General features: G+C 63.0%; 20 protein-coding genes and 1 pseudogene. 5 read left to right on the top strand and 16 right to left on the bottom strand.

The window, feature by feature from the left end:
* Positions 1 to 32 precede the first annotated feature (32 nt).
* From ASD99_RS05085 to ASD99_RS05065, 5 genes and pseudogenes are all read right to left on the bottom strand, one after another.
* Entirely contained in the window at positions 33 to 3,194 is a 3,162-nt protein-coding gene (locus ASD99_RS05085) for an efflux RND transporter permease subunit (RefSeq protein WP_057142924.1), read from the bottom strand.
* On the bottom strand, positions 3,191 to 4,441 hold the full coding sequence (locus ASD99_RS05080; RefSeq protein WP_057142923.1) for an efflux RND transporter periplasmic adaptor subunit: 1,251 nt from the start codon (positions 4,439 to 4,441) through the stop codon (positions 3,191 to 3,193). Before ASD99_RS05080 ends, ASD99_RS05085 begins: the two co-directional genes overlap by 4 nt.
* A gap of 249 nt (positions 4,442 to 4,690) precedes the next feature.
* Positions 4,691 to 5,287, bottom strand: a pseudogene (locus tag ASD99_RS05075) (LysE family translocator).
* A gap of 135 nt (positions 5,288 to 5,422) precedes the next feature.
* Entirely contained in the window at positions 5,423 to 5,995 is a 573-nt protein-coding gene (gene ilvN, locus ASD99_RS05070) for an acetolactate synthase small subunit (protein ID WP_023757090.1), read from the bottom strand.
* Positions 5,996 to 6,079: 84 nt separating this feature from the next.
* The gene (locus ASD99_RS05065; RefSeq protein ID WP_082583154.1) at positions 6,080 to 7,861 is read right to left on the bottom strand and encodes an acetolactate synthase 3 large subunit; all 1,782 of its coding nucleotides are present in this window, start codon (positions 7,859 to 7,861) and stop codon (positions 6,080 to 6,082) included.
* A gap of 505 nt (positions 7,862 to 8,366) precedes the next feature.
* On the opposite strand from ASD99_RS05065, the gene ASD99_RS05060 reads away from it, so the two are divergent.
* On the top strand, positions 8,367 to 10,169 hold the full coding sequence (locus ASD99_RS05060; protein ID WP_057142922.1) for an NAD(P)/FAD-dependent oxidoreductase: 1,803 nt from the start codon (positions 8,367 to 8,369) through the stop codon (positions 10,167 to 10,169).
* Positions 10,170 to 10,250: 81 nt separating this feature from the next.
* Here the strand turns inward: ASD99_RS05060 and ASD99_RS05055 are convergent, their stop codons facing one another.
* Together ASD99_RS05055 and ASD99_RS05050 are read right to left on the bottom strand one after the other, a co-directional pair.
* The gene (locus ASD99_RS05055) at positions 10,251 to 10,835 is read right to left on the bottom strand and encodes an HD domain-containing protein (protein WP_056583050.1); all 585 of its coding nucleotides are present in this window, start codon (positions 10,833 to 10,835) and stop codon (positions 10,251 to 10,253) included.
* The gene (locus ASD99_RS05050; protein WP_056583048.1) at positions 10,832 to 11,983 is read right to left on the bottom strand and encodes a gamma-butyrobetaine dioxygenase; all 1,152 of its coding nucleotides are present in this window, start codon (positions 11,981 to 11,983) and stop codon (positions 10,832 to 10,834) included. Before ASD99_RS05050 ends, ASD99_RS05055 begins: the two co-directional genes overlap by 4 nt.
* 121 nt (positions 11,984 to 12,104) lie before the next feature.
* Here ASD99_RS05050 and ASD99_RS05045 point away from each other — a divergent pair, with 121 nt between their 5' ends.
* Positions 12,105 to 12,983 carry a LysR family transcriptional regulator gene (locus ASD99_RS05045; RefSeq protein WP_056583046.1) on the top strand — a complete coding sequence of 293 codons (879 nt, stop codon included), beginning with the start codon at positions 12,105 to 12,107 and terminating at the stop codon, positions 12,981 to 12,983.
* Between the two features lie 4 nt (positions 12,984 to 12,987).
* Here ASD99_RS05045 and ASD99_RS05040 read toward each other — a convergent pair whose 3' ends face one another.
* Genes ASD99_RS05040 through ASD99_RS05030 form a run of 3 tightly spaced genes read right to left on the bottom strand, consistent with a single transcriptional unit; the run spans position 12,988 to position 14,436 of the window.
* Entirely contained in the window at positions 12,988 to 13,515 is a 528-nt protein-coding gene (locus tag ASD99_RS05040) for a GNAT family N-acetyltransferase (RefSeq protein ID WP_057142989.1), read from the bottom strand.
* A gap of 44 nt (positions 13,516 to 13,559) precedes the next feature.
* Positions 13,560 to 13,868 (bottom strand): hypothetical protein, encoded by a 309-nt coding sequence (locus ASD99_RS05035; RefSeq protein ID WP_057142921.1) that lies wholly within the window; start codon positions 13,866 to 13,868, stop codon positions 13,560 to 13,562.
* A 4-nt stretch (positions 13,869 to 13,872) separates the two neighbouring features.
* The gene (locus ASD99_RS05030; RefSeq protein WP_057142920.1) at positions 13,873 to 14,436 is read right to left on the bottom strand and encodes an XRE family transcriptional regulator; all 564 of its coding nucleotides are present in this window, start codon (positions 14,434 to 14,436) and stop codon (positions 13,873 to 13,875) included.
* Between the two features lie 155 nt (positions 14,437 to 14,591).
* Here ASD99_RS05030 and ASD99_RS05025 point away from each other — a divergent pair, with 155 nt between their 5' ends.
* Positions 14,592 to 16,424 (top strand): ATP-binding protein, encoded by a 1,833-nt coding sequence (locus ASD99_RS05025; RefSeq protein ID WP_057142919.1) that lies wholly within the window; start codon positions 14,592 to 14,594, stop codon positions 16,422 to 16,424.
* Between the two features lie 212 nt (positions 16,425 to 16,636).
* Here ASD99_RS05025 and ASD99_RS05020 read toward each other — a convergent pair whose 3' ends face one another.
* On the bottom strand, positions 16,637 to 17,428 hold the full coding sequence (locus ASD99_RS05020) for a GGDEF domain-containing protein (RefSeq protein WP_056583040.1): 792 nt from the start codon (positions 17,426 to 17,428) through the stop codon (positions 16,637 to 16,639).
* 129 nt (positions 17,429 to 17,557) lie between these two features.
* On the bottom strand, positions 17,558 to 18,493 hold the full coding sequence (gene miaA, locus ASD99_RS05015) for a tRNA (adenosine(37)-N6)-dimethylallyltransferase MiaA (protein WP_057142918.1): 936 nt from the start codon (positions 18,491 to 18,493) through the stop codon (positions 17,558 to 17,560).
* Between miaA and serB the strand changes: the two genes are divergently transcribed.
* On the top strand, positions 18,492 to 19,379 hold the full coding sequence (gene serB / locus ASD99_RS05010; RefSeq protein WP_082525277.1) for a phosphoserine phosphatase SerB: 888 nt from the start codon (positions 18,492 to 18,494) through the stop codon (positions 19,377 to 19,379). The genes miaA and serB overlap by 2 nt on opposite strands.
* Positions 19,376 to 19,948 (top strand): GNAT family N-acetyltransferase, encoded by a 573-nt coding sequence (locus ASD99_RS05005; protein ID WP_057142917.1) that lies wholly within the window; start codon positions 19,376 to 19,378, stop codon positions 19,946 to 19,948. Before serB ends, ASD99_RS05005 begins: the two co-directional genes overlap by 4 nt.
* Positions 19,949 to 20,057: 109 nt before the next feature.
* Here the strand turns inward: ASD99_RS05005 and ASD99_RS05000 are convergent, their stop codons facing one another.
* From ASD99_RS05000 to hflK, 4 genes are all read right to left on the bottom strand, one after another.
* Positions 20,058 to 21,575, bottom strand: coding sequence for a DegQ family serine endoprotease (locus ASD99_RS05000; RefSeq protein WP_056583105.1), 1,518 nt, complete (start codon positions 21,573 to 21,575; stop codon positions 20,058 to 20,060).
* A gap of 188 nt (positions 21,576 to 21,763) precedes the next feature.
* Entirely contained in the window at positions 21,764 to 21,952 is a 189-nt protein-coding gene (locus ASD99_RS04995; protein ID WP_056583032.1) for a DUF2065 domain-containing protein, read from the bottom strand.
* 6 nt (positions 21,953 to 21,958) lie between these two features.
* Complete coding sequence (hflC, locus tag ASD99_RS04990; RefSeq protein ID WP_056583030.1) at positions 21,959 to 22,927, bottom strand: protease modulator HflC; 969 nt, start codon at positions 22,925 to 22,927, stop codon at positions 21,959 to 21,961.
* Positions 22,927 to 24,051 (bottom strand): FtsH protease activity modulator HflK, encoded by a 1,125-nt coding sequence (gene hflK, locus ASD99_RS04985; protein ID WP_056583029.1) that lies wholly within the window; start codon positions 24,049 to 24,051, stop codon positions 22,927 to 22,929. Before hflK ends, hflC begins: the two co-directional genes overlap by 1 nt.
* Positions 24,052 to 24,068 lie beyond the last annotated feature (17 nt).

Raw genomic sequence — 24,068 nt, 5'->3', positions numbered from 1 at the left:
TGGGCCAGCGGACCATGGCGCTGGCCCTGTCTCTATTCGGCGGCCGCCCGCTGCGGTTCGGACAGCGCTTCTTCCCTGGCCTTGAACAGCGAAGGCTGGTCGACATCTTCGACCGGGCTCGGTTCGCCCTTGCGCTTTGACCAAAGCCCGACCAGCCAGCCCGAGAAATTCTCCATGTAGACATAGATCACCGGCGTCACGAACAGGGTCAGCGCTTGCGAGGCAAGCAGACCGCCGACAACGGCAACGCCGAGCGGCTGGCGAAGCTCGGCGCTGGCGCCGGTGCCGAGCGCGATCGGGAACGTGCCCATCAGTGCCGCCAGCGTCGTCATCATGATCGGCCTGAAACGCATCAGGCAGGCCTTGTGGATAGACTCGGTCGCCGACATGCCTTCTCGTCGCAGTTCGAGCGCGACATCGACCATCATGATGCCGTTCTTCTTGACTATGCCGATCAGCATCAGGATGCCGATCACCGCGATCACCGACAGATCCATGCCGGCAAAGCGCAAGGCAACAACCGCTCCGAGCACAGCCGACGGCAGGCCGGTGAGGATTGTGAGCGGGTGGATGAAGCTCTCGTACAGGATGCCGAGCACGATATAGATGGTCAGGATCGCGCCGCCGACCAGAAGACCCTGGTTGGCCAGCGAATCCTGGAAGGTCTTGGCCGTGCCGGCAAAGGTGGTCGAGATCGCCTTCGGCATGCCGATCTGTTCTTTCAGCGCGTCGATACGGGTCACGCTATCGCCGAGCGCCACACCTTGCGGCAGGTTGTAGGAGATCGTCACCGCCGGAAGCTGGCCGAGCTGATTGACGGTCAGGGCGCCTGCCGTGCGATCGACCCGAGCGAAGGCACCTAGCGGAACCAGGCTGCCGCTCGCCGTCCTCATCTGGATGGCGAGCATCCGCTCGGGCGACCATTCGATCTTGGGATCGAGCTCGGTGATGACTTCGTAACTGTCGGCCGAACCGAAGATTGTCGAAACCTGGTCGGTGCCGAACCCGCCATAGAGGGCGGAGCGCAGCGTATCGGTATCGATGCCGAGTTGCGCGGCCTTGTCGCGATCCACCACCAGCGTCGCCTGCAGTGCATTGTTCTGCAGGTCGCTGGTGACGTCGGTGAAGTTCGTATGGTCGGCCGCCATCGCGTCATTCAGTTTCTGGGCCCAGATGTCGGTCTGGCCTGTATCGAGACCCTGCACGACAAGTTGGTAGGCGCTGGCAGAGGATCGTGACCCGAGTCGGAGGTTCTGCACCGGCTGCATATAGGCTTCGATGCCGGCTACATTGGACAATTGCCGCCGCAGATCGGACTGCACCTTCTCGATGTCGGGGCGCTGGCTCTTGTCCTTCAACTGCACGTAGAGCCGGCCCTGATTAAGGGCGCTTCCCCCACCGCCCACCGACCAGGCGACATGCGTTACATAAGGAGAACGCGAGAAGACATCGGCGACCTGGTGCTGCAGTTTGACCATGGCGTCGAACGAGATGTCCTGGCGTGCGATTGTCGTCACCGATATCTGGCCGATATCCTCCTGCGGGAAGAAGCCTTTAGGCGAGACCTCGATCAGCCACACCGACGCTGCCGCGGTGCCGACGAAGACGAGAAACACCAGGAAAGTGTGCCGCAGGCAGAAACTCAAGACCCGGTCATAGCCGCGCGTGACGAGGTCCTGCTTGTGGCCGGGACCATGCGCGTCGCGGTCGGCCTTGGTCACCGACAGGAGCCGTGAGCACAGCATCGGCGTTAATGTCAGCGACACGAACATCGACGCCAGGATGGCGACCGTCACCACGACCGCGAACTCGTTGAAGATGCGCCCGATGACGCCGCCCATCAAAAGCACCGGGATGAACACGGCCACCAGCGAGATCGAGATCGAGATGATGGTGAAGCCGATTTCGCGCGCGCCCTTCAGCGACGCATCGAAGGCCGAAAGCCCCTCCTCCTCCATATGCCGGAAGATGTTTTCCAGCATGACGATGGCATCGTCGACGACGAGGCCGACGGCGAGCGTCAGGCCCATCAGCGATATGTTGTCGATGGAAAAGCCGAACAGGAACATCGCGCCGAGCGTGGCGATCAGCGAGATCGGCACCGCCACGGCCGGAATGATCGTTGCCGTCACCCGGCGCAGGAACACGAAGATCACCATCACCACCAGCGCGATGGTCAAAAGCAGTGTGAACTGCACGTCGTCGACGGCTTGGCGGATCGAGGACGAACGGTCGTTGAGCAGCTTTATCGAAGCGGCGGCGGGCATCTGGTCCTGGAAGGACGGCAACATCGCCTTGACCTTGTCGACGACGTCGACGGTGTTGGCGTCGGGCTGGCGCTGGACGGCAAGTATGATGGCGCGGGTGCCGTCATACCAGCTTGCAGTCGTCGTCGTCTCGACCGAATCGACCACGCGGGTCACCTCGCCCAGCCGTACCGGGTGACCGTTTTTGGTGGCGATGATGATGTTGGAGAAGCCGGCCGCGTCGGTCAGTTGCGTGTTGGCGGTGATGGTGAGCTGCTGCTTGTCGTTCTGGAGCACGCCGAGCGGCGTGTTGCTGTTGGCCGACGCGATTGCCGTCTGCAGCTGATCGATCGAGATGCCGCGTGCCGCAAGCGCGGTCGGATCGATCTGGATGCGCACCGCGTATTTCTGCTGTCCGAAGATCGAGACCTGCGCCACCCCATCGATGGTCGACAGCGACGGCGAGATGACGTTTTCCGCGAATGCATCGAGATCTGTCAGCGGAACCGTGTCGCTGACCAGCGACATCAAAAGGATCGGCGCATCGGCCGGATTGACCTTGCGGTAGCTCGGCGGCGACGTCATTTCGGGCGGCAGCGATTTCTGCGTACGCGCGATCGCCGCCTGTACGTCCGCGGCCGCGGCGTCGATGTCCCGATTGAGCACGAACTGGATGGCGATCGATGTCTGGCCAAGCGAGTTCGTGGTCGAGATCGAATCGATGCCGGCGATGGTGGCGAACTGCTTGATCAGCGGCGTCGCCACCGATGTCGCCATGGTTTCCGGCGAGGCGCCGGGCAGCGAAGCCGAGACGTTGACCACCGGGAATTCGGCACTGGGCAGTGCGGCCACCGGCAGGAACTTGTAGGCAAACAGCCCGCCCAGCACGAGGGCGAACGACATCAGAAGGGTGGCGACCGGCCTGCGAATGCAGAATTCGGAAATCATTGGGCTGCCTCGCCGGCGTTGGTCGCCTCGGCCACCTTGGGCGCGGCAGCACTCGCCGTTGCCTTACCTTCATGCACCGCGGCTCCATCCTTCAGCCTTGTCTGGCCTTCGGTGACAACCTTCTCACCGCTTTTCAGCCCCTGGCTGATGGCGCTGTTCTCGCCTTCGGTCAGGGCCACCTGCACCGGCCGCATCTCGACGGTGTTGTTCGGCTTGACCACATAGACGAACGGCCCCTTCTGGCTAGGTTGCACCGCGACCGTCGGAACCGATGTCATTTGCGGCATGATGCCGGCGTTGAGCACGACATTCACATACTGGCCCGGCCACAACGAAAGATCGGTGTTCGGCACACTTGCCCGCGTCGCGATCGTACCCGACGCGGTGTCGACGCTGGAGTCGACGAAATCGAGCGTACCCCTGCCGATCGGCGTCGGGTCACCATCCTTGGTCAGTGTCACCGCGCCCGGCTGCGGATTGGCAAGCGCCTTGTGCAGCAGCGCCAGGTTGCTCTCGGGAAGATTGAAGTTGACCTGCAGCGGGTCCATCTGAGTGATGGTCACCAGCGGGGTCGCCGTGCTGCCGTTGCCATTGCTGGTGGTGACGAGGTCGCCGACGGCAACGCTGACCGCACCCAGCCTGCCGGAAATCGGCGCCGTGATCGTGGCGAAGCCAAGCTGGACGTTGTCGGCGTCGATTGTCGCCTTGTCGGCATCGACGGTCGCCGCCGCTGCCTTCGCCGCTGCGACGGCCTGGTCGTAGGTCTGTTGCGTGCCGGCCTGCTTGGCGACCAGATCCTTGGCGCGCTGGAGATCGGACTGCGAGCTGGCCAGCATTGCCTGGTCCTTGGCGAGTGTCGCCTGGTCCTTGGCGAGTTGCGCTTTCAACGCGCGGTCATCGAGCGAAAACAGAACATCGCCGACCTTCACCATCTGCCCGTCCTTGACGTCGATCGAGACGATCTGGCTGGAGATCCGCGCGTTGATGCTGACCACGGCTGGAGAGGAGACGAAGCCGATGGCGTAACGCCGGATCGGGAAATCGGCGGTCGAGGCGACTGTCGAGAGGATGGAGGCCGAGCGCGCCGCGCTGGCGCCTTTCTTGCCCGCAGCCGCCGACGCGGCCACCTGCTTTGCTCCGACGAGCTGTTGAACCTTGCCCAGCGCATCAGGCGAAAGATAAAGCCACCCCGCCGCCGCGCCCAGGCAAGCGACGGCCAGCAAAGAAAGAACGACTTTTCCACGCATGGTCAAAGGCCCTCTCCACCCGACACGTCGTGGTCCGATGGTTCTATCCTAGCGCAAATCACGGTCGGTTGCCGCGATTTCGCCGAATAGATAGGACACGCCTTTGTCGGAAAAGGGCCAAAACACGGCATTACGAAGATTTAATGTGCACTGCACAATGGATGTGCAGCGCCGCCCGACTCCCCAATCCGAACGGCCCGCCGAGAGTCTGGATCTCGTCTCGCGACGATCAGACGGTGCCCCCACGCCCTATTTAAGCATCGGCCAAAGCGTCGCCGCCAGCAGTACGCCCATGGCGATGTTGAACCATTTCAGCCGCACCGGGTCCGACAGGAAACCGCGCAGCGCAGTGCCGAAACCCGCCCACACCGAGACGCTCGGTAAATTGACGACGGTGAAGGCCGCGGCGATCAACACCACCGACAGGAACGGATGCTCCGGATTGGTGTAGACGGCCATGGCGGTGATCGCCATCACCCATGCCTTGGGATTGACCTACTGGAACGCCGCCGCATCGATGAAGCGCATCGGCCGCGCCTTCACCTCGCCCTTGCCGCTGAGCGAACGCGACATGGCGATCTTCCAGGCAAGATAGAGCAGATAGGCGCCGCCGGCGATCTTCAATCCGGTGTGCAGCGCCGGGAACGCCGTCAGCACCGCACCAAGGCCAAGCCCCACGGCCACCAGCAGCACCAGGAAACCGATGCTGATGCCAAGCATGTGCGGAACCGATCTGACGATGCCGAAATTCACTCCCGATGCCAGAAGCATGAGATTGTTCGGCCCCGGCGTGATCGAGGTCACGAGGGCGTAGACGAGCAGGGCAAGGAATGCGTCAAGCGACATGATATCCTCCCTGGTAAGTCAGCATTATTGATTGTCTCTTCTCGGCGACCGTGCAAAGGCCACGGACCGCCTACAGCGGGGCCAGAAGCCCCTTTTTGAAGGCGCCAGGCCGGTTCGGCGCTTGCCTCCGAAGCCCTACATCGCCTGTGGGCCGCGGTTCAACGCCGCCACGCCGGTGCGGCAGATTTCCACCAGGCCGAGCGGCTTCATGATGGCGATGAACTGGTCGATCTTGGAGCCCTTGCCGGTGATCTCGAAGATGAAATGCTCGGTGTTGGCATCGATGACGCTGGCGCGGAACGCGTCGGCCAGCCGCAGCGCCTCGACGCGGGCCTCGCCGGTGCCAGCGACCTTGACCAGCGCCAGTTCGCGCTCCAGCGGCCGCTCCTGGCCGGATTCATGCGAACGCACGGTCAGATCGACGACGCGGTGCACCGGCACGATGCGCTCGAGCTGATGCTTGATCTGCTCCAGCACATGCGGCGTGCCGCGCGTCACGATGGTGATGCGCGACAGGTGCTTCTCATGCTCGGTCTCGGAGACGGTCAGGCTTTCGATGTTATAGCCGCGCCCGGAAAACAGGCCGATGACCCGGGCAAGCACGCCCGGCTCGTTGTCGACCAGCACGGAGAGCGTGTGGTTTTCCGGCTTTTCCGTTTCCTTGGCGATGAAATAGGCGGAACCGGTCGGCTGTAGCTGTGCGTTCATGACATGAATCTCGATTTCAAGCTCTTGAGCTAATTCTCTGTTTGCGCACGGCTTCTCGCGACAGCCCTGCCTCGTATCTGCTGGCTACACCAGTTCCCTGCCCTTGGCGTCGATGGCGTTGGCCACCGCCTCGTCGGTCGCCTCGTCGGGCAACAGCATCTCGTTGTGCGCCTTGCCCGACGGGATCATCGGGAAGCAGTTGGCGAGGGTCGCCACGCGGCAATCGAACAGCACCGGCTTCCTGACAGAGATCATCTCCTTGATCGCGTCGTCCAGTTCGTCCGGCTTTTCGCAGCGAATGCCGTGGCCGCCATAGGCCTCGGCCAGCTTGACGAAGTCCGGCATCGCTTCGGTGTAGGAATGCGACAGCCGGTTGCCGTGCAGCAGTTGCTGCCACTGCCGCACCATGCCCATATACTGGTTGTTGAGGATGAAGATCTTGATCGGCGCGTCGTGCTGCACGGCAGCGCTCATCTCCTGCATCGTCATCTGCACCGAAGCGTCGCCGGCAATGTCGATGACCAGCGCGTCGGGATGCGCGATCTGCACGCCGAGCGCCGCCGGCAGGCCATAGCCCATCGTGCCCAGCCCGCCTGACGTCATCCAGCGGTTCGGCTTCTCGAAATGATAGTGCTGCGCCGCCCACATCTGGTGCTGGCCGACCTCGGTGGTGATGTAGGTGTCCATGTCCTTGGTCAGCGCGTAGAGCCGCTCGATGGCGTATTGCGGCATGATCACGTCGTTGTTCATCTTGTAGGCGAGCGAGTCGCGCGCGCGCCATTTGGCGATCTGCTCCCACCAGGGGTAGAGCGCCTTCTTGTCGGCCTTGGCGCTCGCCCGCCACAGCCGCACCATATCCTCCAGCACCCGGCCGACATCGCCGATGATCGGCACTTCGGTGTGGACGTTCTTATTGATCGACGACGGATCGATGTCGATGTGGATCTTCTTCGAATTCGGCGAGAACGCGGTCAGCCGCCCGGTGATGCGGTCGTCGAAACGCGCGCCGATGCAGATCATCACGTCGCAATCATGCATGGCCATGTTGGCTTCATAGGTGCCGTGCATACCGAGCATGCCCATCCAGTTCTTGCCCGATGCCGGATAGGCACCGAGGCCCATCAGCGTCGAGGTGATCGGGAAACCGGTGAGATCGACCAGCTCGCGCAGCAGATGGCTTGCTTCCGGGCCGGAATTGATGACGCCGCCGCCGCTATAGATGATCGGCTTCCGGGCAGCCGCCATCAGTCCGACCGCCGCCTTGATCTTCTCCAGGTCGCCCTGGACCTTGGGCTGGTAGCTGGTGCGCGGCGCGATTTGCGGCGGGACGTAGAATCCCTTGGCGAACTGCACGTCCTTAGGGATGTCGACCACGACTGGACCGGGGCGGCCGGTGGTCGCCACATGGAAAGCCTCGTGGATGGTCGCGGCGAGCTCGTTGACGTCCTTCACCAGCCAATTGTGTTTGGTGCAGGGGCGCGTGATGCCGACTGTATCGCATTCCTGAAACGCGTCCGAGCCGATCAGCGAGGTCGGCACCTGCCCGGTCAGGCAGACCAACGGGATCGAATCCATCAGCGCGTCCTGCAGCGGCGTCACCGCGTTGGTGGCGCCGGGGCCGGAGGTCACCAGCATGACGCCGGCCTTGCCGGTCGAGCGCGCATAGCCTTCCGCCGCATGGCCGGCGCCCTGCTCGTGACGCACCAGGATGTGCTCGACCTCGTCCTGCTGGAAGATCTCGTCATAGATCGGAAGGACAGCGCCGCCCGGATAGCCGAAGACATGCTTGACGCCATTGTCCTTCAGCGCCTGCACCACCATTTCGGCGCCCGTCATTTCGCGCCGCTCGTTCTGTCCGTTGCTCATCGGTCTGGTCCCGTACTGTCGCCATTTGGGCGTTGCTGGTCGTTTAGTCGTGTTTCAGGCAATAAAAAAGGCCCCCGAGGGAGCCTGTGTTTTGCGCATGGGGGGGGTTTCGCCCGGCGGTTACACCGCCTTGCCCACGCGCTTTCCTACGAGAATGAGTGCCGTTTTCATGGTGGCGGACACTAAGGGCGGGAAAGGCAGCCTGTCAACGGGAAAAATCGCGCCGGCGATGAAGACACTTCATGGCACGGTAAATGGCCATCACGATCGCGCGACGGACGCCGCATCCTTCCCGACATCACGGCGCCGGAGCATCACTTCATCGTCACCACAAGTGCGCCCCCAAACCGGGTCCGGAAGCGTGCTCTTAAGATAAGTCGTTGAAACCGCTGGAAACTATGGTGGGGCGTGACGAGGGCCGCCATCTTTGCCGATACTTGATCGTCCAGCCGGCACGTCCGGCAGAGCCCACCATGACGATCTGGATTTGACGGGAGGAAACCTGATGCTCGACAAGGCCCCTAACAAGAAACTGTCCGACCTGCTCGACCAATTCGGCGCCGCCCTGGCCGCCAATGACATCGAGAAAGCGGTCGATTGCTTTCAGGAGGATTGCTACTGGCGCGACCTCGTCACCTTCACCTGGAACATCAAGACCATGGAAGGCCGCGACCAGGTCCGCGACATGCTGAAAAGCCAGTTGTCGAAGACCAGGCCATCCCATTTTGCCATCGCCAAGGGCGAGGACGCGACCGAGAGCGGCGGGTTGATCGAGGGCTGGATCAGCTTCGAGACGGAGGTGGCACGCGGCTTCGGTCATATCAGGCTCAAGGACGGCAAGATCTGGACGCTGCTGACCACCATGGTCGAACTGAAAGGCCATGAAGAGCCGGCGGGCTTCGCGCGGCCGATGGGCGCCAAACATGGCTCAGGCAAGAACCGCCTGACATGGAAGGAAGAACGCGAGAAGGAAGCCGCCGAGCTCGGCTTCAAGACGCAGCCCTATACGGTCATCATCGGCGGCGGCCAGGGCGGCATCGCGCTTGGGGCGCGGCTGCGGCAACTCGGTGTGCCGACCATCATCATCGAGAGGAACGAGCGGGCCGGCGACAGCTGGCGTAAGCGCTACAAATCGCTCTGCCTGCATGACCCTGTCTGGTACGACCATCTGCCCTATATCGACTTCCCGAAGAACTGGCCGGTCTTCTCGCCCAAGGACAAGATCGGCGACTGGCTGGAAATGTACACCAAGGTGATGGAGCTGAATTACTGGTCCTCGACCGAGGCCAAAAGCGCTTCCTATGACGACGAGAAGAAGGAATGGACCGTCGTCGTCCACCGCGACGGCAAGGACATCACGCTGAGGCCCAAGCAGCTGGTGCTGGCGACCGGACAGTCCGGCAAGGCCAATCTGCCGAAATTCAAGGGCATGGAGAACTTCAAGGGCGACCAGCACCACTCCTCGAAGCATCCGGGTCCCGACGCCTATGCAGGCAAAAAGGCCGTTGTCATCGGATCCAACAACTCCGCCCATGACATCGCCGCGGCACTTTGGGAAGCCGGCGCAGACGTCACCATGGTGCAGCGCTCGAGCACCCACATCTCCAGATCCGACACGTTAATGGAAATCGGACTGGGTTCGCTCTATTCGGAGCAGGCGCTGCAGAATGGCATCACCACGGCCAAGGCCGACCTGATCTTTGCTTCGCTGCCCTACAAGATCCTGCACGAATTCCAGATCCCGGCCTATGCCGAGATGAAGAAACGCGACGCGGCATTCTACAAGGGACTGGAAAAGGCCGGTTTCATGCTCGACTGGGGCGACGACGAGTCCGGCCTGTTCATGAAGTACCTCAGGCGCGGCTCTGGCTATTATATCGACGTTGGCGCCTCGCAATTGGTCATCGATGGTTCGATCAAGTTGAAGAGCGGCGTGGACGTGAAGGAGATCAAGGAGCATTCGGTCCTGCTCAGCGACGGGTCGGAACTGCCTGCGGACCTCATCGTCTACGCCACCGGCTACGGCTCGATGAACGGCTGGGCCGCCGATCTGATATCCCGCGAAACCGCCGACAAGGTTGGCAAATGCTGGGGCCTCGGCTCGGACACCACCAAGGATCCAGGCCCCTGGGAAGGCGAGTTGCGCAACATGTGGAAGCCGACGCAACAGGAAGCGCTGTGGTTCCATGGTGGCAATTTGCACCAGTCGCGCCACTATTCGCAATTCCTGTCGCTGCAATTGAAGGCGCGGCACGAAGGCATCGCGACGCCGGTCTACGGGCTGCAGCAGGTCCACCACAAGGGATAGCCGGACAAAGCACCAAGGGAGGTGCGGCGAATGCCGCGCCTCCAGCATGCATATGAATAGGTGTCGGGCTCATGCCCGCCGTCAGGCGCGATCGCGAAAGTCGCTGACAACGCGCTGCAGCAGCGGCACGTAATCGCGAAACGTTCGCGTCTTCATGTTGGCGATCTTGCCGCTCTCATCCCAGATGCGGACTCGGACCGCTTCCTCATGGAAGGGGTTCTTGCGGAACTCGGCTACCTCCTCGGCGCTCATCGGCCCGCCTTGCAGCGACAACGTGTGGACCGACGCCTGCGAGAGCCTGCCGAAATAGGTCGGGTCGGTGGCGCAGAGATAGCGCTTGGCCGCGACATGCAGCCTGACGCATTCGACGATGACCGGTGGAAAGAACGGCGCCAGCACCTCGCCGCCGGCCTCGTCATGATGCTTGTCCTCGACATCCTCGGGCGAATAGGTGCCGAACTCGCTGGTATAGTGGCCAATGTCGTGCAGCAGCGCTGCCGCGACCAGCTCGTCGGGCGCGCCGTCCTTTTCGGCGAACCAGGCGCCCTGCAGCATGTGCTCCGACATGGTGACGGGTTCGCCGAGATAGGATTCCGCGCCCCGGCGCTCAAAGATGTCGGCGATGAACTCGACGATGGTGTCCGCGTTCAGGTCCTGGCCGCTCATTCCGCCGCCTCCTTGAACCCGTGCTCGATCGCCGCGAGCGTCGACAGCAGTCCGTCCTTGTCGGCGTAGCAACCTTGCAACCAGCGTTTGCCGGTGCCGGAAAACGCCTTGCGCGCATGCATGACGCGTGTGTTGTCGACGATGAAAGCCTGCCCCGCTTCGAGCTTGAACGTCACTTCGAAGGACGGATCCTCGATCAGCTCGGCGAACCGGCGATAGGCGGCGTAGTAAGCCTCCATGTCGGCGAACGGCACATCGACCGTCGGCGCCAGTGAGCGGTTATTGAAGCGGATGCAGATCAGCTCGCCATCGGGTCCGAGCTCAATCATGGGCCGCTTCGCCTGCAGCCGTACACCCGACGAGCCTGCATATTCGAAGCGCGCCGGGCATGAACTCAACAGCCGGAAGCCTTCGGGGTTCTCAGCCTGCAACGCGGCCGCGACGGCAAACCCGTCGACGACACTGGACTCGCCACCCTCAACCGTATTCTCGATGCAGGACAGGATCTGCAACGTCGGCACAGGGTCGCGATAGGGATTGTCGGTGTGCGCCTGGAGGCCGAGATTCGTGTAGGCGAGATTGTTGGGATTGACCTCCGCGCGCACTTCGAACCAGCGCCCGTAATTGGTCTCCCTAATGTAGCCGAACAGATCGGACACCTTGCAAAGCGCCCCGGATTCGGCCGGCAGATCGTCCATCACCGCGAAGCCATAGGCTTTCACCGCCGACAGCCATTGCCGCAACACGGCTTGGTTGCCGCTGGCAGCAGAATAACCGGCGCGCGGCACCGAATTCTGCATGGTGGCCTTGGTCCATCGCACGGTGTCCTCGCCTGTCCAACCGGGCCGGCGCGCCTCGCCGCGATCATAGGTGTTGGCGCTCAGCCATGCCGCCGGGAAACTCACCGTTTTTTGCTCGGGCACGAAGCTGACTTCCAGGGCATCGCCCTTGATCGACGCGGCGCCGATCCTGGTCTCGGCGGGAATGTCGAGGATGGTGATGAGCCGTTGGCCGTTGCCGGCGCTGCGCGTCTTGTCGTCCAGCGCATTGTCGCGCAGCCACATCGCGTGGAAGCGGGTGCGCGTCCCGTCCTTCCAGCCAAGTTCGACTGTTCTGCCTTCGTCGCCGATCAGCGCGTGGGTGAGCATGGAGATCCGTTCCTGTCCATTGCATCCCCGCGGCCCGATCCGCAGGGTTCCGATTGCATGTTGATCGCGCGACAGGCATAACTCAAATTATCATTTTTCGGCCAATGACCATAATGCACTAATGTCTCAAACAACCCGACCCTTGCCGCCTCTGGACTGGCTGCGCAGTTTCGAGGCCGCGGCGCGGCTGTCGAATTTCACCGCGGCGGCAGCCGAGCTTGGCCTCACCCAGGCAGCCGTCAGCCAGCACATCCGGTTTCTCGAGGAGCGGCTGAGGACACGTTTGTTTTCGCGGCTGGCGCGCGGCGTCGCGCTGTCACCGGAGGGTGCGGCCTACCTGCCCCACATCCAGTCGGCCTTCGCCACCATCGGCAGCAGCACCGCGGAATTGTTCGAGCCGCGCGCGGTGCAGACCGTCTCGATCCGCGCACCGATCTCCTTTGCCTTGCTGATGCTGGTTCCGGCGCTGCCCGATCTGGCAAAGGCACTGCCGCGCATCCAGCTTGATCTGGTGACGATCCATCGCCCGACCGACTACGACTTGCCGGGCTCCGTGCTCGACATCCGTTTTGGCAACGGATCCTTCCCCGGACGCGAAGCCGACAGGCTGACCGCCGAGCGGCTCGTGCCGGTGGCGGCGCCGGCGCTCGCCGGCGACGCGGACTGGACCTCCCTGCCGCTGCTTCTGGTCGCCGGTGCACGCGAGATGTGGGCGGAATGGTTCGCCGCCGCCGGGCTGGCTGGCCACCCCAGGCGATCGCATCGCTTCGACAGTTTCGTTGCCGCCATGGAAGCGGCCAAGGCCGGCGCCGGCGTGCTTTTGGGCTCACGGCCGCTGGTCGATGCGGCGCTCGACAGCAAGACGCTGGTCAGGCTTTCCGATTTCGAACTCTCCAGCACATCGGGGCATTTTCTGACCAAGGCGTCGACCGCGCGCCTGACTGGCGCCGAGCAGGATTTCCGCCAGTGGCTGTTGTCGCGCCTCTCCGCGCCGGCATGACCGGTTACGAGATTGGCCCGATCCGCTTCCAGTAGATCAGCGTACCGGTCAGCCCGCCATGCGGCTTCAGGGCATAGTCCGGTATCTCGCCGGCCAGCTTGAAGCCCAACCTCTCATAGAGGCCGGAAGCGCCCTCCTCGGTCGCCGTGTCCAGAACCAGCAGCGTGCGGCCCTTCTCCACCGCAAGGCTTTCGGCGGCTCGCATCAAGCGCGTTCCCACGCCCCTGCCCCGATAATCGACTGATGTCATCAGCTTGGCGATTTCGGCCCGGTGCGGCTGGTTGGGCGGGGAGTCGAGCAGCAAGGTCACGGTGCCGACCAGGACCTCGCCGTCCCAGGCGCCAAGCACCGTCCTCTCCCCTCTTTCCGCTGCGGCCAGCGATTTCTCCCAGAATGCCTTTGCTGCCTGCGGCGCCAACGGATGCATGAAGCTCACCGATCCGCCGGCCGCCACCGTTGCGACCAGCAATTCGGCCAGCATGTCCTGCGTCCCGGCAGCCGGGGTCAGTGTTTCGATCTCGATCGAGTTCATGCGCATGATATCCTGTGATTTGCGATAGATGCAGGCGCATTCCATCAGTCCAGATGGCGCACGCGGCGTCGCTTTCGCGCCGCCTTGATGGCGCTGATGCGTTCGGTGTCTTCTTCCCTGAGATGCCGCCCGCGCTCCAGAATCTCGAGCGTGTACTCCTCATAGGTCAGGCCAAGCCGCTCGGCTCTGTCCATGCGCAGCAGCATGACCTCGCGGCTCGGCGCCTTCCACGCCTTGGCATGGGCGGCCTGCCAGGCAAGGAAGATGTAGGGATCGCCCTTGCCCCAGGGCGGCCCCTTGTACTCATCGAGAGGCGGCCCCCCATTGTGGGAGCGCTTTGGTCTTCTCGCCATGATGTCAGCCCCTGACCAGCGCGACGAGATAGTCGGCGCCGGGCTCCAGGGCATGGAAGGTGCAGTCCGACGGCGCCCCTAGCGCCAGGCAATCCCCTGGTTCGAGCCCGTGCACCACATCGCCCTCGGTGAATTCGAGCCGCCCGGAAATCAGCCATATCTGCTGCTTGATGAAGGCGTAGGTGGTCGCCGGGAAGCTGACCTTGGCGCCCGTCGGCAGTTGCACCCTGATCAACTCGAGCGGCATGTCGGAAGCAGGCGAAAGGTGCCGTCTGACATAGCCGGTATCGGGATCGCGCCACACCGGCTGGTCGGCCTCGCGCAGCAGCCCGCCACCCTGCAACTCCGCGCGCGCTATCAAGGTTGACAGGGTCATGCCGAAGGCCGATGCGATGCGCACCAGCAGAGCCGCCGTCGGGCTGGTCTTGCCGCGCTCGGTCGCGCTGAGCATCGCCTTCGAGACCCCGGAACGCTCCGCCAGTTCGGCCAGAGACCAGTCCCGCATAATCCTTTCGGCGTGTATCCTTCGGCCGATGATCGAGGAAATGTCGTTCATTATATCATCCATACGTCCATTATAGCGAAACATCGACGTGGGAAAAGAGCCGTCTCGCGACAATTTTCTCGGGCTCCTTAATCCTCTCTACACCACACGGCCTCATGCAGCCTTAACCCCATTCCTGTAGGGTCGATACTCCAGGGGAAATGGGGATTGGCCTGTCCATGTATGTCGAACGCGAAGCCTCCGTTGGAGAACCGACATCGCAGGAACGCCGCAACGCCGAGCAGAACGACAGGCGCATTCTGGGCAATGTCGTGCAATGCGATGGTGCGCGCGCTACCATCAGCGCCTATGCGGATGATGTCGACGGCGCGGTGACCGGCCTGTGGACGGTCGGTAAGATGATTTCCATCAATCTTGGATCCACGCGAACCGTCGGCCTGGTCTACGAGATCGGCAAGTCGGATCGCGCCTGGAGTAATGAGGGCCAGAACGCGATCGAGGTCAGCATCGAACTGGTCGGTGAAGTGCGTGACGGTACAGAGCCCGGCGCCAGACCGGTCTTCGATCGCGGCATCACAACCTATCCGCATATCGGCGCCGTTGCGCACCGCATCCGCACCCGCGACCTGCAGGCGGTCTACGATCTCGCCGGACGTCATTCGATCACCATCGGCACACTCGCGCAGGACGAGACGATCGCCGCAAACATCGCCATCGACGATACGCTGGCGCGTCACTTCGCCATTGTCGGCACCACCGGCGTCGGCAAATCCACCGCCGTCTCGCTGCTCTTGCGCAAATCGATCGCGGCGCGGCCCGACCTGCGCATCCTGATCCTCGACCCGCACAACGAGTTCGCGGCGTCGCTGCCCGAATACTGCGTCAGGGTTGATTCCAAAACCTTGGATCTTCCGTTCTGGATGTTCACGCTGGAGGAATTCGCCGAGGTGCTGTTCCGGGGCCGCGAGACCGAGCCCGAAGAAATCGATGCCTTGCGCGACCTGATTCCAGCCGCCAAGAACCTTTACCGCAATCCGAATTCCGGCGCCTATCTGCGGCGCGGCAGCGATGCGCTGACCGCCGATACGCCGGTGCCTTACCGCATCGCCGACCTCCTCAAGCAGATCGACGAGCGCATGGGCATGCTCGAGAGCAAAACCGATCGCCCGACGCTCAGATCGCTGAAGACGCGCATCGAATCGGCGGCCGCCGACCCACGCTACCGCTTCATGTTCAACTCGCGCCTGATCGAGGACACCATTCACGAGACGATCGGCAACATCTTCCGCGTGCCGCATCATGGCCGTCCGGTAACCTGCTTCGAGATGGCCGGCATGCCGTCCGAAGTGGTCAATTCCGTCTGCTCAGTGCTGGCGCGCCTGGCCTTCGACCTCGCTCTGTGGAGCGAAGGCAAGCTGCAGCTGCTGTTTTTGTGCGAAGAAGCGCACCGCTATATGCCGGCCGACCCGCGTCTCGGCTTCGCGCCGACCAGGCATGCGCTGTCGCGCATCGCCAAGGAAGGCCGCAAATATGGCTGCTATCTCGGCGTCGTCACTCAGCGCCCTGGAGAACTCGACCCGACCATTCTGTCGCAATGCTCGACCTTCTTCGCCATGCGGCTCGCCAATGAGCAGGACCAGGCGATCATCCGATCTGCGATTGCCGACTCCTCCGCCTCGTCGCTTGCCTTCCTGTCCTCCATGGGCCAGCGCGAAGCCATCGCCTTCGGCGAAGGCGTGGCGACGACCATGCGGCTGAAGTTCGAGAAACTGCCGAGCCACCTGCTTCCCGGCGCGGCCAAGCGCGAAGAGGCCGCCTCTTCGAAAGCCGGTGACGATGTCGATCTGGTGGCGATCGTGGAACGATTGCGCAACGTGCCGAAACCAACGCAGCAGGCGATGGCCTTCGCGGAAGTCGTCGATTCAGGCCGCCAGGCGGGCGATCCCGACTATCGCAAGCCCCCCGCCGCGCGCGCGCCATCAGACGACGACTTCGACATGCGCTACGGTCTCAAGCCCGCAACCTTCGGCCTGCGCCCGCAAAACGATTGAGTTTGCAGCCTGGTTGTTCTGCCGGCTGATTGAGAAGCCGCGCCAAGCTTGCGCCCTGCCTGGACCGCTTGGGTAAATCCCGTCAGGGAATTCGTCAGGCTGAGTCGCATGGTGTCGTTTTCGAGAGCCGGAGCGGACATTAAGTCCCGTGAGCACCGGAAGCGCAGAAAACGGCGCCAAGCGGCCAGCCTCACGAATTCAGTGATGGGATTTTAGGCGCAGACGCGGTTGCGGCCTTGCCTCTTCGCCTCGTAGAGCTGGCGATCGGCACGGCGATAGAACTCTTCCGCCGTCTCCTTGCGGTCCCAGACGGCAAGCCCGACGCTGGTGGTGATCTTGAGGCGGACATTGCCTGACAGCACCGACATGTTGGCGATCGCCTTGCGGATGCGTTCGGCAAACTTGCCCAGAAGCTCGGCATCCATGTTGGGCGTGACCACGGCGAACTCCTCGCCGCCCAATCGCGCCACCACGTCGTGGTAGCGTGTCATGTCCTTGAGACAGTTGGCGACGGCCTTGAGCACCTCGTCGCCAACGTCATGGCCGTGGGTGTCGTTGACCTGCTTGAAATGGTCGAGGTCGAGGATCATCAGCCCGACGGGCTTTTCGATGCGCCTGAATTCCTCAAGATACTCCTTCAGCGCATCATCGAAATAGCGCCGGTTCTGCATGCCGGTCAGGCCGTCGGTCAGGGCGGCATGCTCCAGCGTTTCCGAGCGGGCGCTGAGCGAAACCGTCATGGCGCGCAGCTTGCCTTCTTCCGTCGCCTGTTTGCGGATCAGCGGATAGATGAAGAAAATGCCGAAGAACAGCGCCGTAGCCAGGAGCACGCCGGTCGCAAACAAAAGCTTGTTGAGATAGATGACCTTGTCCAGGCCCGAAGCCGTATGCAGCTCGTTGGCGAAGGATTGCAGAAGCCCATAGGCATGCAGCGTCACCAGGCCAGCGGCCAGGATCACGAAGATAAAGACGAAAAATGCTGATTCCGCCTTGTGGAAACGCATCTGCTCCCCAATGGAAAAGTGCCCACTGACCTTATGGCATGGGCGGGCTTACGGAGGGTTAACTTGGACAACCGCAACGAGAACCTTTCCTTGCAGGTAAACTTTTCAGGTTGCAATGGAAACAAGCGATCAGATCGTGGTTTCCAGATCATCACCGGGGCGCAATCTCAGCCATTCCGACCCCAGCTGATGCCTGAACCAGGTCGTCTGCCGCTTGGAGTATTGCCTGGTCGCGATCTTGGCGCGTTCGATCGCCTCGGGAAAACCAATCTCTCCGGCCATCGCGGCATGCAGTTCGCGAACGCCGATCGCTTTCATCGCCGGCAATTCGGGATCGAGGCCAAGCGCCGATAGCCGCTTGACCTCGTCCAGGGCGCCCTTGTCCAGCATCTGGTCGAAGCGTTTTTCGATGCGGCCGACCAGCGCCGTCCGGTCCGGCTCGATCACGAAGAAACGCGCGGTCTCCCTGTCGATGAGCGGCTGCCCACGTTCTGCCTGCCATTCCCGGATCGAACGGCCCGACGCGTCGAGCACCTCCAATGCCCGCACGATGCGCTGGCTGTCGGTTGGCTTCAGCGTCATGGCGGTCGCCGAATCCTCACGCAGCAGCAGGCCGTGCAGCTTGACGGCGCCCTGCTCCTTCAACTCGTAACGCCAGCGGTCCCGGACCCGCTGCGGAATGTCTGGCATTTCTGAAATGCCCTCGGCCAACGCGCGAAAGTAGAGCCCGGTGCCGCCGACAAAAATTACGGGCCGGCCGGAGAGCGTGCCGTCGTCGATCAGCTTCATCACGTCGCGCAGCCAGGCGCCGGTGGAATAGGCTGTGGCCGGATGGACATGGCCGTAGAGGAAATGCGGTGCGCGGGCGAGATCGGCCGCCACCGGCCGGGCGGTCAACACGTCGAGCACCGAATAGCCCTGCATGGAATCGGTGTTCACGATCACGCCACCCTTGCGCTCGGCCAGATCGAGCGCCAGCGCCGACTTGCCGCTGGCGGTCGGTCCGGCTATCAGGATCGCGTTCTTCACGCGGCCCTCGCCCGCCTGTTCGCCGGAATGTTCCATGCCGCTTGTCGCCACGCTTGTTTCCCGTCCCACTGAGCGCGCTTTGTCGCTGTCGCTTGCGAATATGGCGTCACGGTCGGTCGGCGCAAGCGCTGTTGTCTGGCTGGCGGAAGGGATTGCCTGCGATCTCGTCCTGCCTGAGGCAGCTGGCGCTGCCGATACGAGTGCCGCCTTGCGCACGGCCCTCGCCACCGAGGCGGTCGACGTGATCGTCCAGCCGGCCGAAACCCGCCGCAAGAAAATCCTGATTGCCGACATGGATTCGACCATGATCGACCAGGAATGCATCGACGAGCTGGCCGACGAGATCGGCGTCAAGGACCGGGTTGCCACGATTACTGCGCGATCGATGAATGGCGAGATCGCCTTCGAACCGGCCTTGCGCGAAAGGGTGGCGTTGCTCAAGGGTCTCGACGCCGCCGTGGTCGATCGCATCGTCGCCAAGCGCCTGACGCTAGCTTCGGGCGGCCGCGCTCTGGTTCAGACCATGCGCGCCAACGGCGCCTGGACGGCACTCGTGTCCGGCGGATTCGAGGTCTTCACGACGCGCATTGCGGCCATGCTCGGCTTCCAGGAGAACCGCGCCAATAGTCTGCTCGAACAGAACGGCCGCTTCACCGGACTGGTCGGCGAGCCAATCCTCGGCCGCGCCGCCAAGGCCAACGCACTGATCGAAATTTCGCGGCGCCTCGGCCTGACGCCCGCCGACGCCATCGCCGTCGGCGACGGCGCCAATGATCTCGACATGATCCGCCTGGCCGGCACAGGTATCGCGCTTCACGCCAAACCGACGGTCGCGGCACAGGCAAAGATCCGCATCGACCATGGCGACCTGACCGCATTGCTTTATGTGCAGGGCTACAGGCAGGAAGAGTTTGTGCAATGAAAACAATGCGTACCGAGCGCCTGATCCTGCGCAACTGGGAGGATCGCGACCGCGACCTGTTCCACCGCATCAACTCCGACGAACAGGTGATGGAGTTCTTTCCGTTCCGCCGCGACCGCGCCGAGGCGGATGCCAAGATGGACGAGTTCCGGGCCTGGATCGCGGAGGACGGATACGGTTTTGCCGCCGCCGAGATCACCGCCACCAGTGAATGCATCGGCTTCATCGGTCTCCTTGACACCGATCATGTGCCATCGCTGCCGGCCGGCACCGTCGAGATCGGCTGGCGGCTGACACCTGAGTTCTGGAGCAAGGGCTATGTCACCGAGGCAGCCGAAGCATGGCTGGCCTACGGCTTCGAGACGCTTGGCCTCGATGAAATCGTGTCATTCGCCGTCGTGGCCAACCGCCGCTCCACCGCCGTCATGCAACGCCTCGGCATGACCGCAGATCCGTCCGGCGATTTCGACCACCCCAGCATTCCCGACAGCCATCCGCATCTCAAACGGCATGTCCTCTACAGGCTGTCGCGTCAGGACTGGCAGGCAAGAAAAAGGGCGGCTCGCTAGAGCAATTCCAGGAAAAGTGTGAAACGGTTTTCCGTCCGGAATTGCGTCAAAACAAAGATTTAGAGCCGCCCTGTTTCTGTCAGTGTCGTGTTGCCGGATCTTCCGGACCTCAGTCCATCCGGATCGTCACGAACCTGAGCTCGCCGGTCTTCGATGCCAGCATCAGCAGCGCATTCTTGCGCCCCTGTTCCTTCAAGGCGCCGATCCGGTCCATGACGTCCTTGGGCGTGGCAACCGATTCCTGTGCGATCTCAGTGATAACCTCGCCCGGCTGAATGCCGCGCTCGGCGGCGGCAGAGTCCTTGGTAACGTCGGTGATGACGACGCCGGAAACATCGGCGGCAATGCTGAACTTCTTGCGCGTCTCGTCGTTCAGTTCGCCCACGGTCATGCCGAGCACCGAAGCCGTCGAAACGGCTGGAGCCTTGTCGCCCTTGTCCTGGTCGGTGTTGCTGCCGTCCTCGCCGCTGGCGAGCTTCTCGCCATCCTCGAGCCGGCCAAGCGTCACTTTCACGGTTTGCTCGACACCTTTGCGCACGATGAGCACATCGACCGCCTTGCCGACCGGGCTTTCGGCGACCACGCGCGGCAGGTCGCGCATTTCATGGATGTCCTTGCCGTCGAACTTGATGATGACGTCGCCGGCCTGGATGGTGCCATTGTCGACCGGACCGCCCTTGATGACGCCGGCAACCAGCGCGCCCTTGGCGGTCGCCATGCCGAGGCTCTCGGCGATGTCGTCGGTCACCGGCTGGATGCGCACGCCGAGCCAGCCGCGCCGCGTCTCGCCGAACTGACGCAACTGGTCGACGACGCCCGAGGCGAGCTGCGAGGGAATGGAGAAGCCGATGCCGATCGAGCCGCCGGACGGCGAGATGATCGCTGTGTTGATACCGATGACCTCGCCCGCACTGTTGAACAGCGGTCCACCGGAATTGCCGCGGTTGATCGCGGCATCGGTCTGGATGAAGTCGTCATAGGGGCCGGAATTGATGTCTCGGTTGCGGGCCGAGACGATGCCGACCGTCACCGTGCCGCCGAGGCCGAACGGATTGCCGATCGCCATCACCCAGTCGCCGACGCGCATCTTGGTGGAATCGCCGAACTTCACGGCTGTCAGCTTGTGGCCCTTCGGATCGACCTTCAGCACGGCGACATCGGTCTTGGTGTCGGTGCCGACCAGCGTCGCCTTCAAGGTGATGCCGTCGGAGAAATTGACCTCGATGTCGTCGGCGTCGGCGATGACATGGTTGTTGGTGACGACGATGCCTTGCTCGGCATCGATGACGAAGCCGGAGCCCAGCGACTGCACCTTCTGCCCGCTATTATCCTTGTCGCCGCCGCGGTTCTTGAAGAAATCGTCGAAGAAATCCTGGAAGGGCGACCCCTCGGGCAATTGCGGCATCGGTACCGCGCCCGGACCTTCAGTGCCCTTGACCGTCTGCGAGGTCGAGATGTTGACCACCGCGCCGAGCAGGCCTTCCGCCAGGTCGGCGACCGAAGCGGGTCCATCCGCGGCAAATGCCGGCGTCACGAAGGACGGGACAGCGACGGCGCTGACAAGAAGTGCCGCCGCGCCGGCGATGAACGTCCGCCGTGCCGCGCGCAAAATAGTATTGGATGTCATCGAGAAGCCTCCCGGTATTCTTGAAAAGAAAAGCGCTTCGACGAAAACGCCGCGTCGCGCCATGTTGGCAAAAAATACGGCACGTTTGCGGCTACGACTATCGGCAGAGGATAAATCATCAATTATCCCGGATCGAAACTCGTATCCCAGGATCGAAGCTCGTATCCCGGGATCGTAGCTCGCCGCCGTCATCCGCCTCGCACCAGCCAGACGATGCCGACACCGATGCCGATCGCCGCCAGCCCGGCAATCCGCAGCGCGTTCTCGGGCAGCGACAGCACTTCGGTGGCAAGCTTCCTGGCAAGGCCGGGAAAGCCGCCATAGACAAGACCTTCTATCACAAGGACAAGACCCATGGCGGCGAGAAAATCCTGCACCGGCAGCTACTGGCCGGTGCTTGGCTGTGTCGCCGGCGCGGCAGGTGCCGGCGCCGGAGCGGTTGGGGCCGGCGAAACCGGCTTCGCCGGCGCCTCGCTGCCGTCGGGATTGCGGAAGAAGCGGAAGAACTCCGAGTTCGGCGACAGCACCATCGTCGTCCCGGTGTTGTCCAGCGCCGTGCCATAGGCATTCATCGACCGGTAGAAGTCGAAGAAGGCCGGATCGCGCTGATACGCTCCCGCGAAGGTGGCACTGCGCTGGGCTTCGCCCTCGCCGCGCAGGATTTCCGACTCTTTCTGCGCCTCGGCGACGATCTCGACCACTTCGCGATCGGCGCGGGCCGTGATGCGCTGTGCCGCTTCATTGCCGCGCGCCCTCAGCCGCGCAGCCTCTGCCAGGCGTTCCGCCTTCATGCGGTCGTAGGTCTGTTGCGAAACCTCGGCAGTGAGATCGGTGCGGCGAATGCGGACATCCTCGATCTGCAGGCCAAGCGACGTGGCGTCGGGCCTGAGCTGATCGCGGACTTCGCGCATCATCACGGCGCGCTGTTCGGAGAGTGCGGCTTCGAAATCGCGCAGACCGTAGACGCGGCGCAAGGCAGCGTCGAGACGCGTCCTGAGCCGGGCTTCGGCCAGCTCGATCTGACCGGACACGGCAGAGCGGAAGACGCGCGGATCCGAGATGCGATAGGCGATGAAGGCGTCTACCTCATAGAACTTGCCGCCCGACACCTGGACGCGAATGTTGTCGAGGTCGAAGCGCAGCACCCGGTTCTCGATCAGCTGCACCGTATCGGCGTCAAAGAACGAGAACGGCGCCTTGAAGTAGATGCCGGGTTTGCTCTTGACGTCGACGATCTCGCCGAACCTGAGCACCAGCGCCTGCTGGCGCGCATTGACCACGAAGACCGAAGAATAGAGCAGGAACAGGATGATCGCTGCTGCGACGACGATGATGGGGAGACGGTTGGCCATCACTGGTTACCTCCCGTAGCGCCAGCAGGAGCGGCTGGTGGCGGCGCTTTCGGCTGCAATGCCGGCAGCGGCAGATAGGGCACAACACCCTGCCCGTTGCCTTGCTCGACGATGACCTTGGTGGAATCCTTCAGAACCTTCTCCATGGTTTCGAGGTAGAGGCGCTTGCGTGTCACGTCGGGCGCCTTGGCATACTCGTTATAGACCGAGATGAAGCGCTGCGCCTCGCCTTCGGCTTCCTGCACGACCCGGTTCTTGTAGGCGGCCGCGTCTTCGCGGATCTGTGCGGCCTCGCCGCGTGCCTGGCCGAGCTTCTGGTTGGAGTACTGATTGGCCTGCTCGACGAACTTGTCTTCGTCCTGCTCGGCGCGCTGCACCTCGTCGAACGCATCGGCCACTTCGCGTGGCGGTGCCGCATCCTCGATCGAGACGGCATTGACGTTGAGACCGGCCTTGTAGCCGTCCAGCGTCGTCTGGATGATTTCACGCACCGAGGCGGCAATGCCCTGGCGGTCGTCGCGGAAGATGTCCTGCGCCGGCCGGCGGCCGACGGCTTCACGCATGGCGCTTTCGGCAACCTGCCGCAGCATGCCGTCGGGATCGGACACGTCGAACAGATACGCGCGCGGGTCGGAGACCTGATAGGCCACCGAGAACTGGACGTTGACGATGTTCTGGTCGCCGGTAAGCATCAGCCCGGACGTGTTGCCACTCGTCGCGCCGCCGCCGCCGATATCGACGAGCTGCTCGGAAATCTTGGCTGTCTCGACGGTTTCGAGCGGCCACCAATGGAAATGCAGGCCGGGCTGCGACAGTTCGGCCTTCGGCTTGCCGAAGCGCAGTTCGACCGCGACCTCGTCGGGCTGCACGGTGTAAACCGCCTTGAACGCCCACAGCACCACGAGTGCCGCCGCGATCAGCGCGAAAATAGCCGGGCTTGCGCCACCGCCACCCGGCAGAGCGCGCCTCAGCCGGTCCTGGCCGCGGCGGATAATGTCTTCGAGATCGGGAGGCGAGCCTTGTGGGCCGCTCGGTCCCTTTGGTCCCTGCCCCCAGGGTCCCTGATTGCCGCCGCCGCCGCCCCATGGGCCGCCGCCACCGCCGCTCTTATCGTTCCAGGGCATGAATGTCCTTTCGCTTG

The sequence above is a fragment of the Mesorhizobium sp. Root695 genome, from assembly GCF_001428185.1.
Lineage (GTDB): Bacteria > Pseudomonadota > Alphaproteobacteria > Rhizobiales > Rhizobiaceae > Mesorhizobium.
Note: the sequence above shows the minus strand (reverse complement) of the source record. Positions and strands in the feature narration are given on the sequence as shown.

What these genes read in the sequence shown, in the direction of transcription:
- ASD99_RS05030 (WP_057142920.1), bottom strand. Translation starts at nt 14,436, where the DNA reads ATGGATGATATAATGAACGACATTTCCTCGATCATCGGCCGAAGGATA.
- ASD99_RS05005 (WP_057142917.1), top strand. Translation starts at nt 19,376, where the DNA reads ATGAAAACAATGCGTACCGAGCGCCTGATCCTGCGCAACTGGGAGGAT.
- ASD99_RS05085 (WP_057142924.1), bottom strand. Translation starts at nt 3,194, where the DNA reads ATGATTTCCGAATTCTGCATTCGCAGGCCGGTCGCCACCCTTCTGATG.
- ASD99_RS05055 (WP_056583050.1), bottom strand. Translation starts at nt 10,835, where the DNA reads ATGAGCGGCCAGGACCTGAACGCGGACACCATCGTCGAGTTCATCGCC.
- hflC (WP_056583030.1), bottom strand. Translation starts at nt 22,927, where the DNA reads ATGGCCAACCGTCTCCCCATCATCGTCGTCGCAGCAGCGATCATCCTG.
- ASD99_RS05060 (WP_057142922.1), top strand. Translation starts at nt 8,367, where the DNA reads ATGCTCGACAAGGCCCCTAACAAGAAACTGTCCGACCTGCTCGACCAA.
- ASD99_RS05065 (WP_082583154.1), bottom strand. Translation starts at nt 7,861, where the DNA reads ATGAGCAACGGACAGAACGAGCGGCGCGAAATGACGGGCGCCGAAATG.
- ASD99_RS05035 (WP_057142921.1), bottom strand. Translation starts at nt 13,868, where the DNA reads ATGGCGAGAAGACCAAAGCGCTCCCACAATGGGGGGCCGCCTCTCGAT.
- ASD99_RS05045 (WP_056583046.1), top strand. Translation starts at nt 12,105, where the DNA reads ATGTCTCAAACAACCCGACCCTTGCCGCCTCTGGACTGGCTGCGCAGT.
- ASD99_RS05025 (WP_057142919.1), top strand. Translation starts at nt 14,592, where the DNA reads ATGTATGTCGAACGCGAAGCCTCCGTTGGAGAACCGACATCGCAGGAA.
- hflK (WP_056583029.1), bottom strand. Translation starts at nt 24,051, where the DNA reads ATGCCCTGGAACGATAAGAGCGGCGGTGGCGGCGGCCCATGGGGCGGC.
- ASD99_RS05050 (WP_056583048.1), bottom strand. Translation starts at nt 11,983, where the DNA reads ATGCTCACCCACGCGCTGATCGGCGACGAAGGCAGAACAGTCGAACTT.
- ASD99_RS05020 (WP_056583040.1), bottom strand. Translation starts at nt 17,428, where the DNA reads ATGCGTTTCCACAAGGCGGAATCAGCATTTTTCGTCTTTATCTTCGTG.
- serB (WP_082525277.1), top strand. Translation starts at nt 18,492, where the DNA reads ATGCCGCTTGTCGCCACGCTTGTTTCCCGTCCCACTGAGCGCGCTTTG.
- ilvN (WP_023757090.1), bottom strand. Translation starts at nt 5,995, where the DNA reads ATGAACGCACAGCTACAGCCGACCGGTTCCGCCTATTTCATCGCCAAG.
- miaA (WP_057142918.1), bottom strand. Translation starts at nt 18,493, where the DNA reads ATGGAACATTCCGGCGAACAGGCGGGCGAGGGCCGCGTGAAGAACGCG.
- ASD99_RS05000 (WP_056583105.1), bottom strand. Translation starts at nt 21,575, where the DNA reads ATGACATCCAATACTATTTTGCGCGCGGCACGGCGGACGTTCATCGCC.
- ASD99_RS05040 (WP_057142989.1), bottom strand. Translation starts at nt 13,515, where the DNA reads ATGAACTCGATCGAGATCGAAACACTGACCCCGGCTGCCGGGACGCAG.
- ASD99_RS05080 (WP_057142923.1), bottom strand. Translation starts at nt 4,441, where the DNA reads ATGCGTGGAAAAGTCGTTCTTTCTTTGCTGGCCGTCGCTTGCCTGGGC.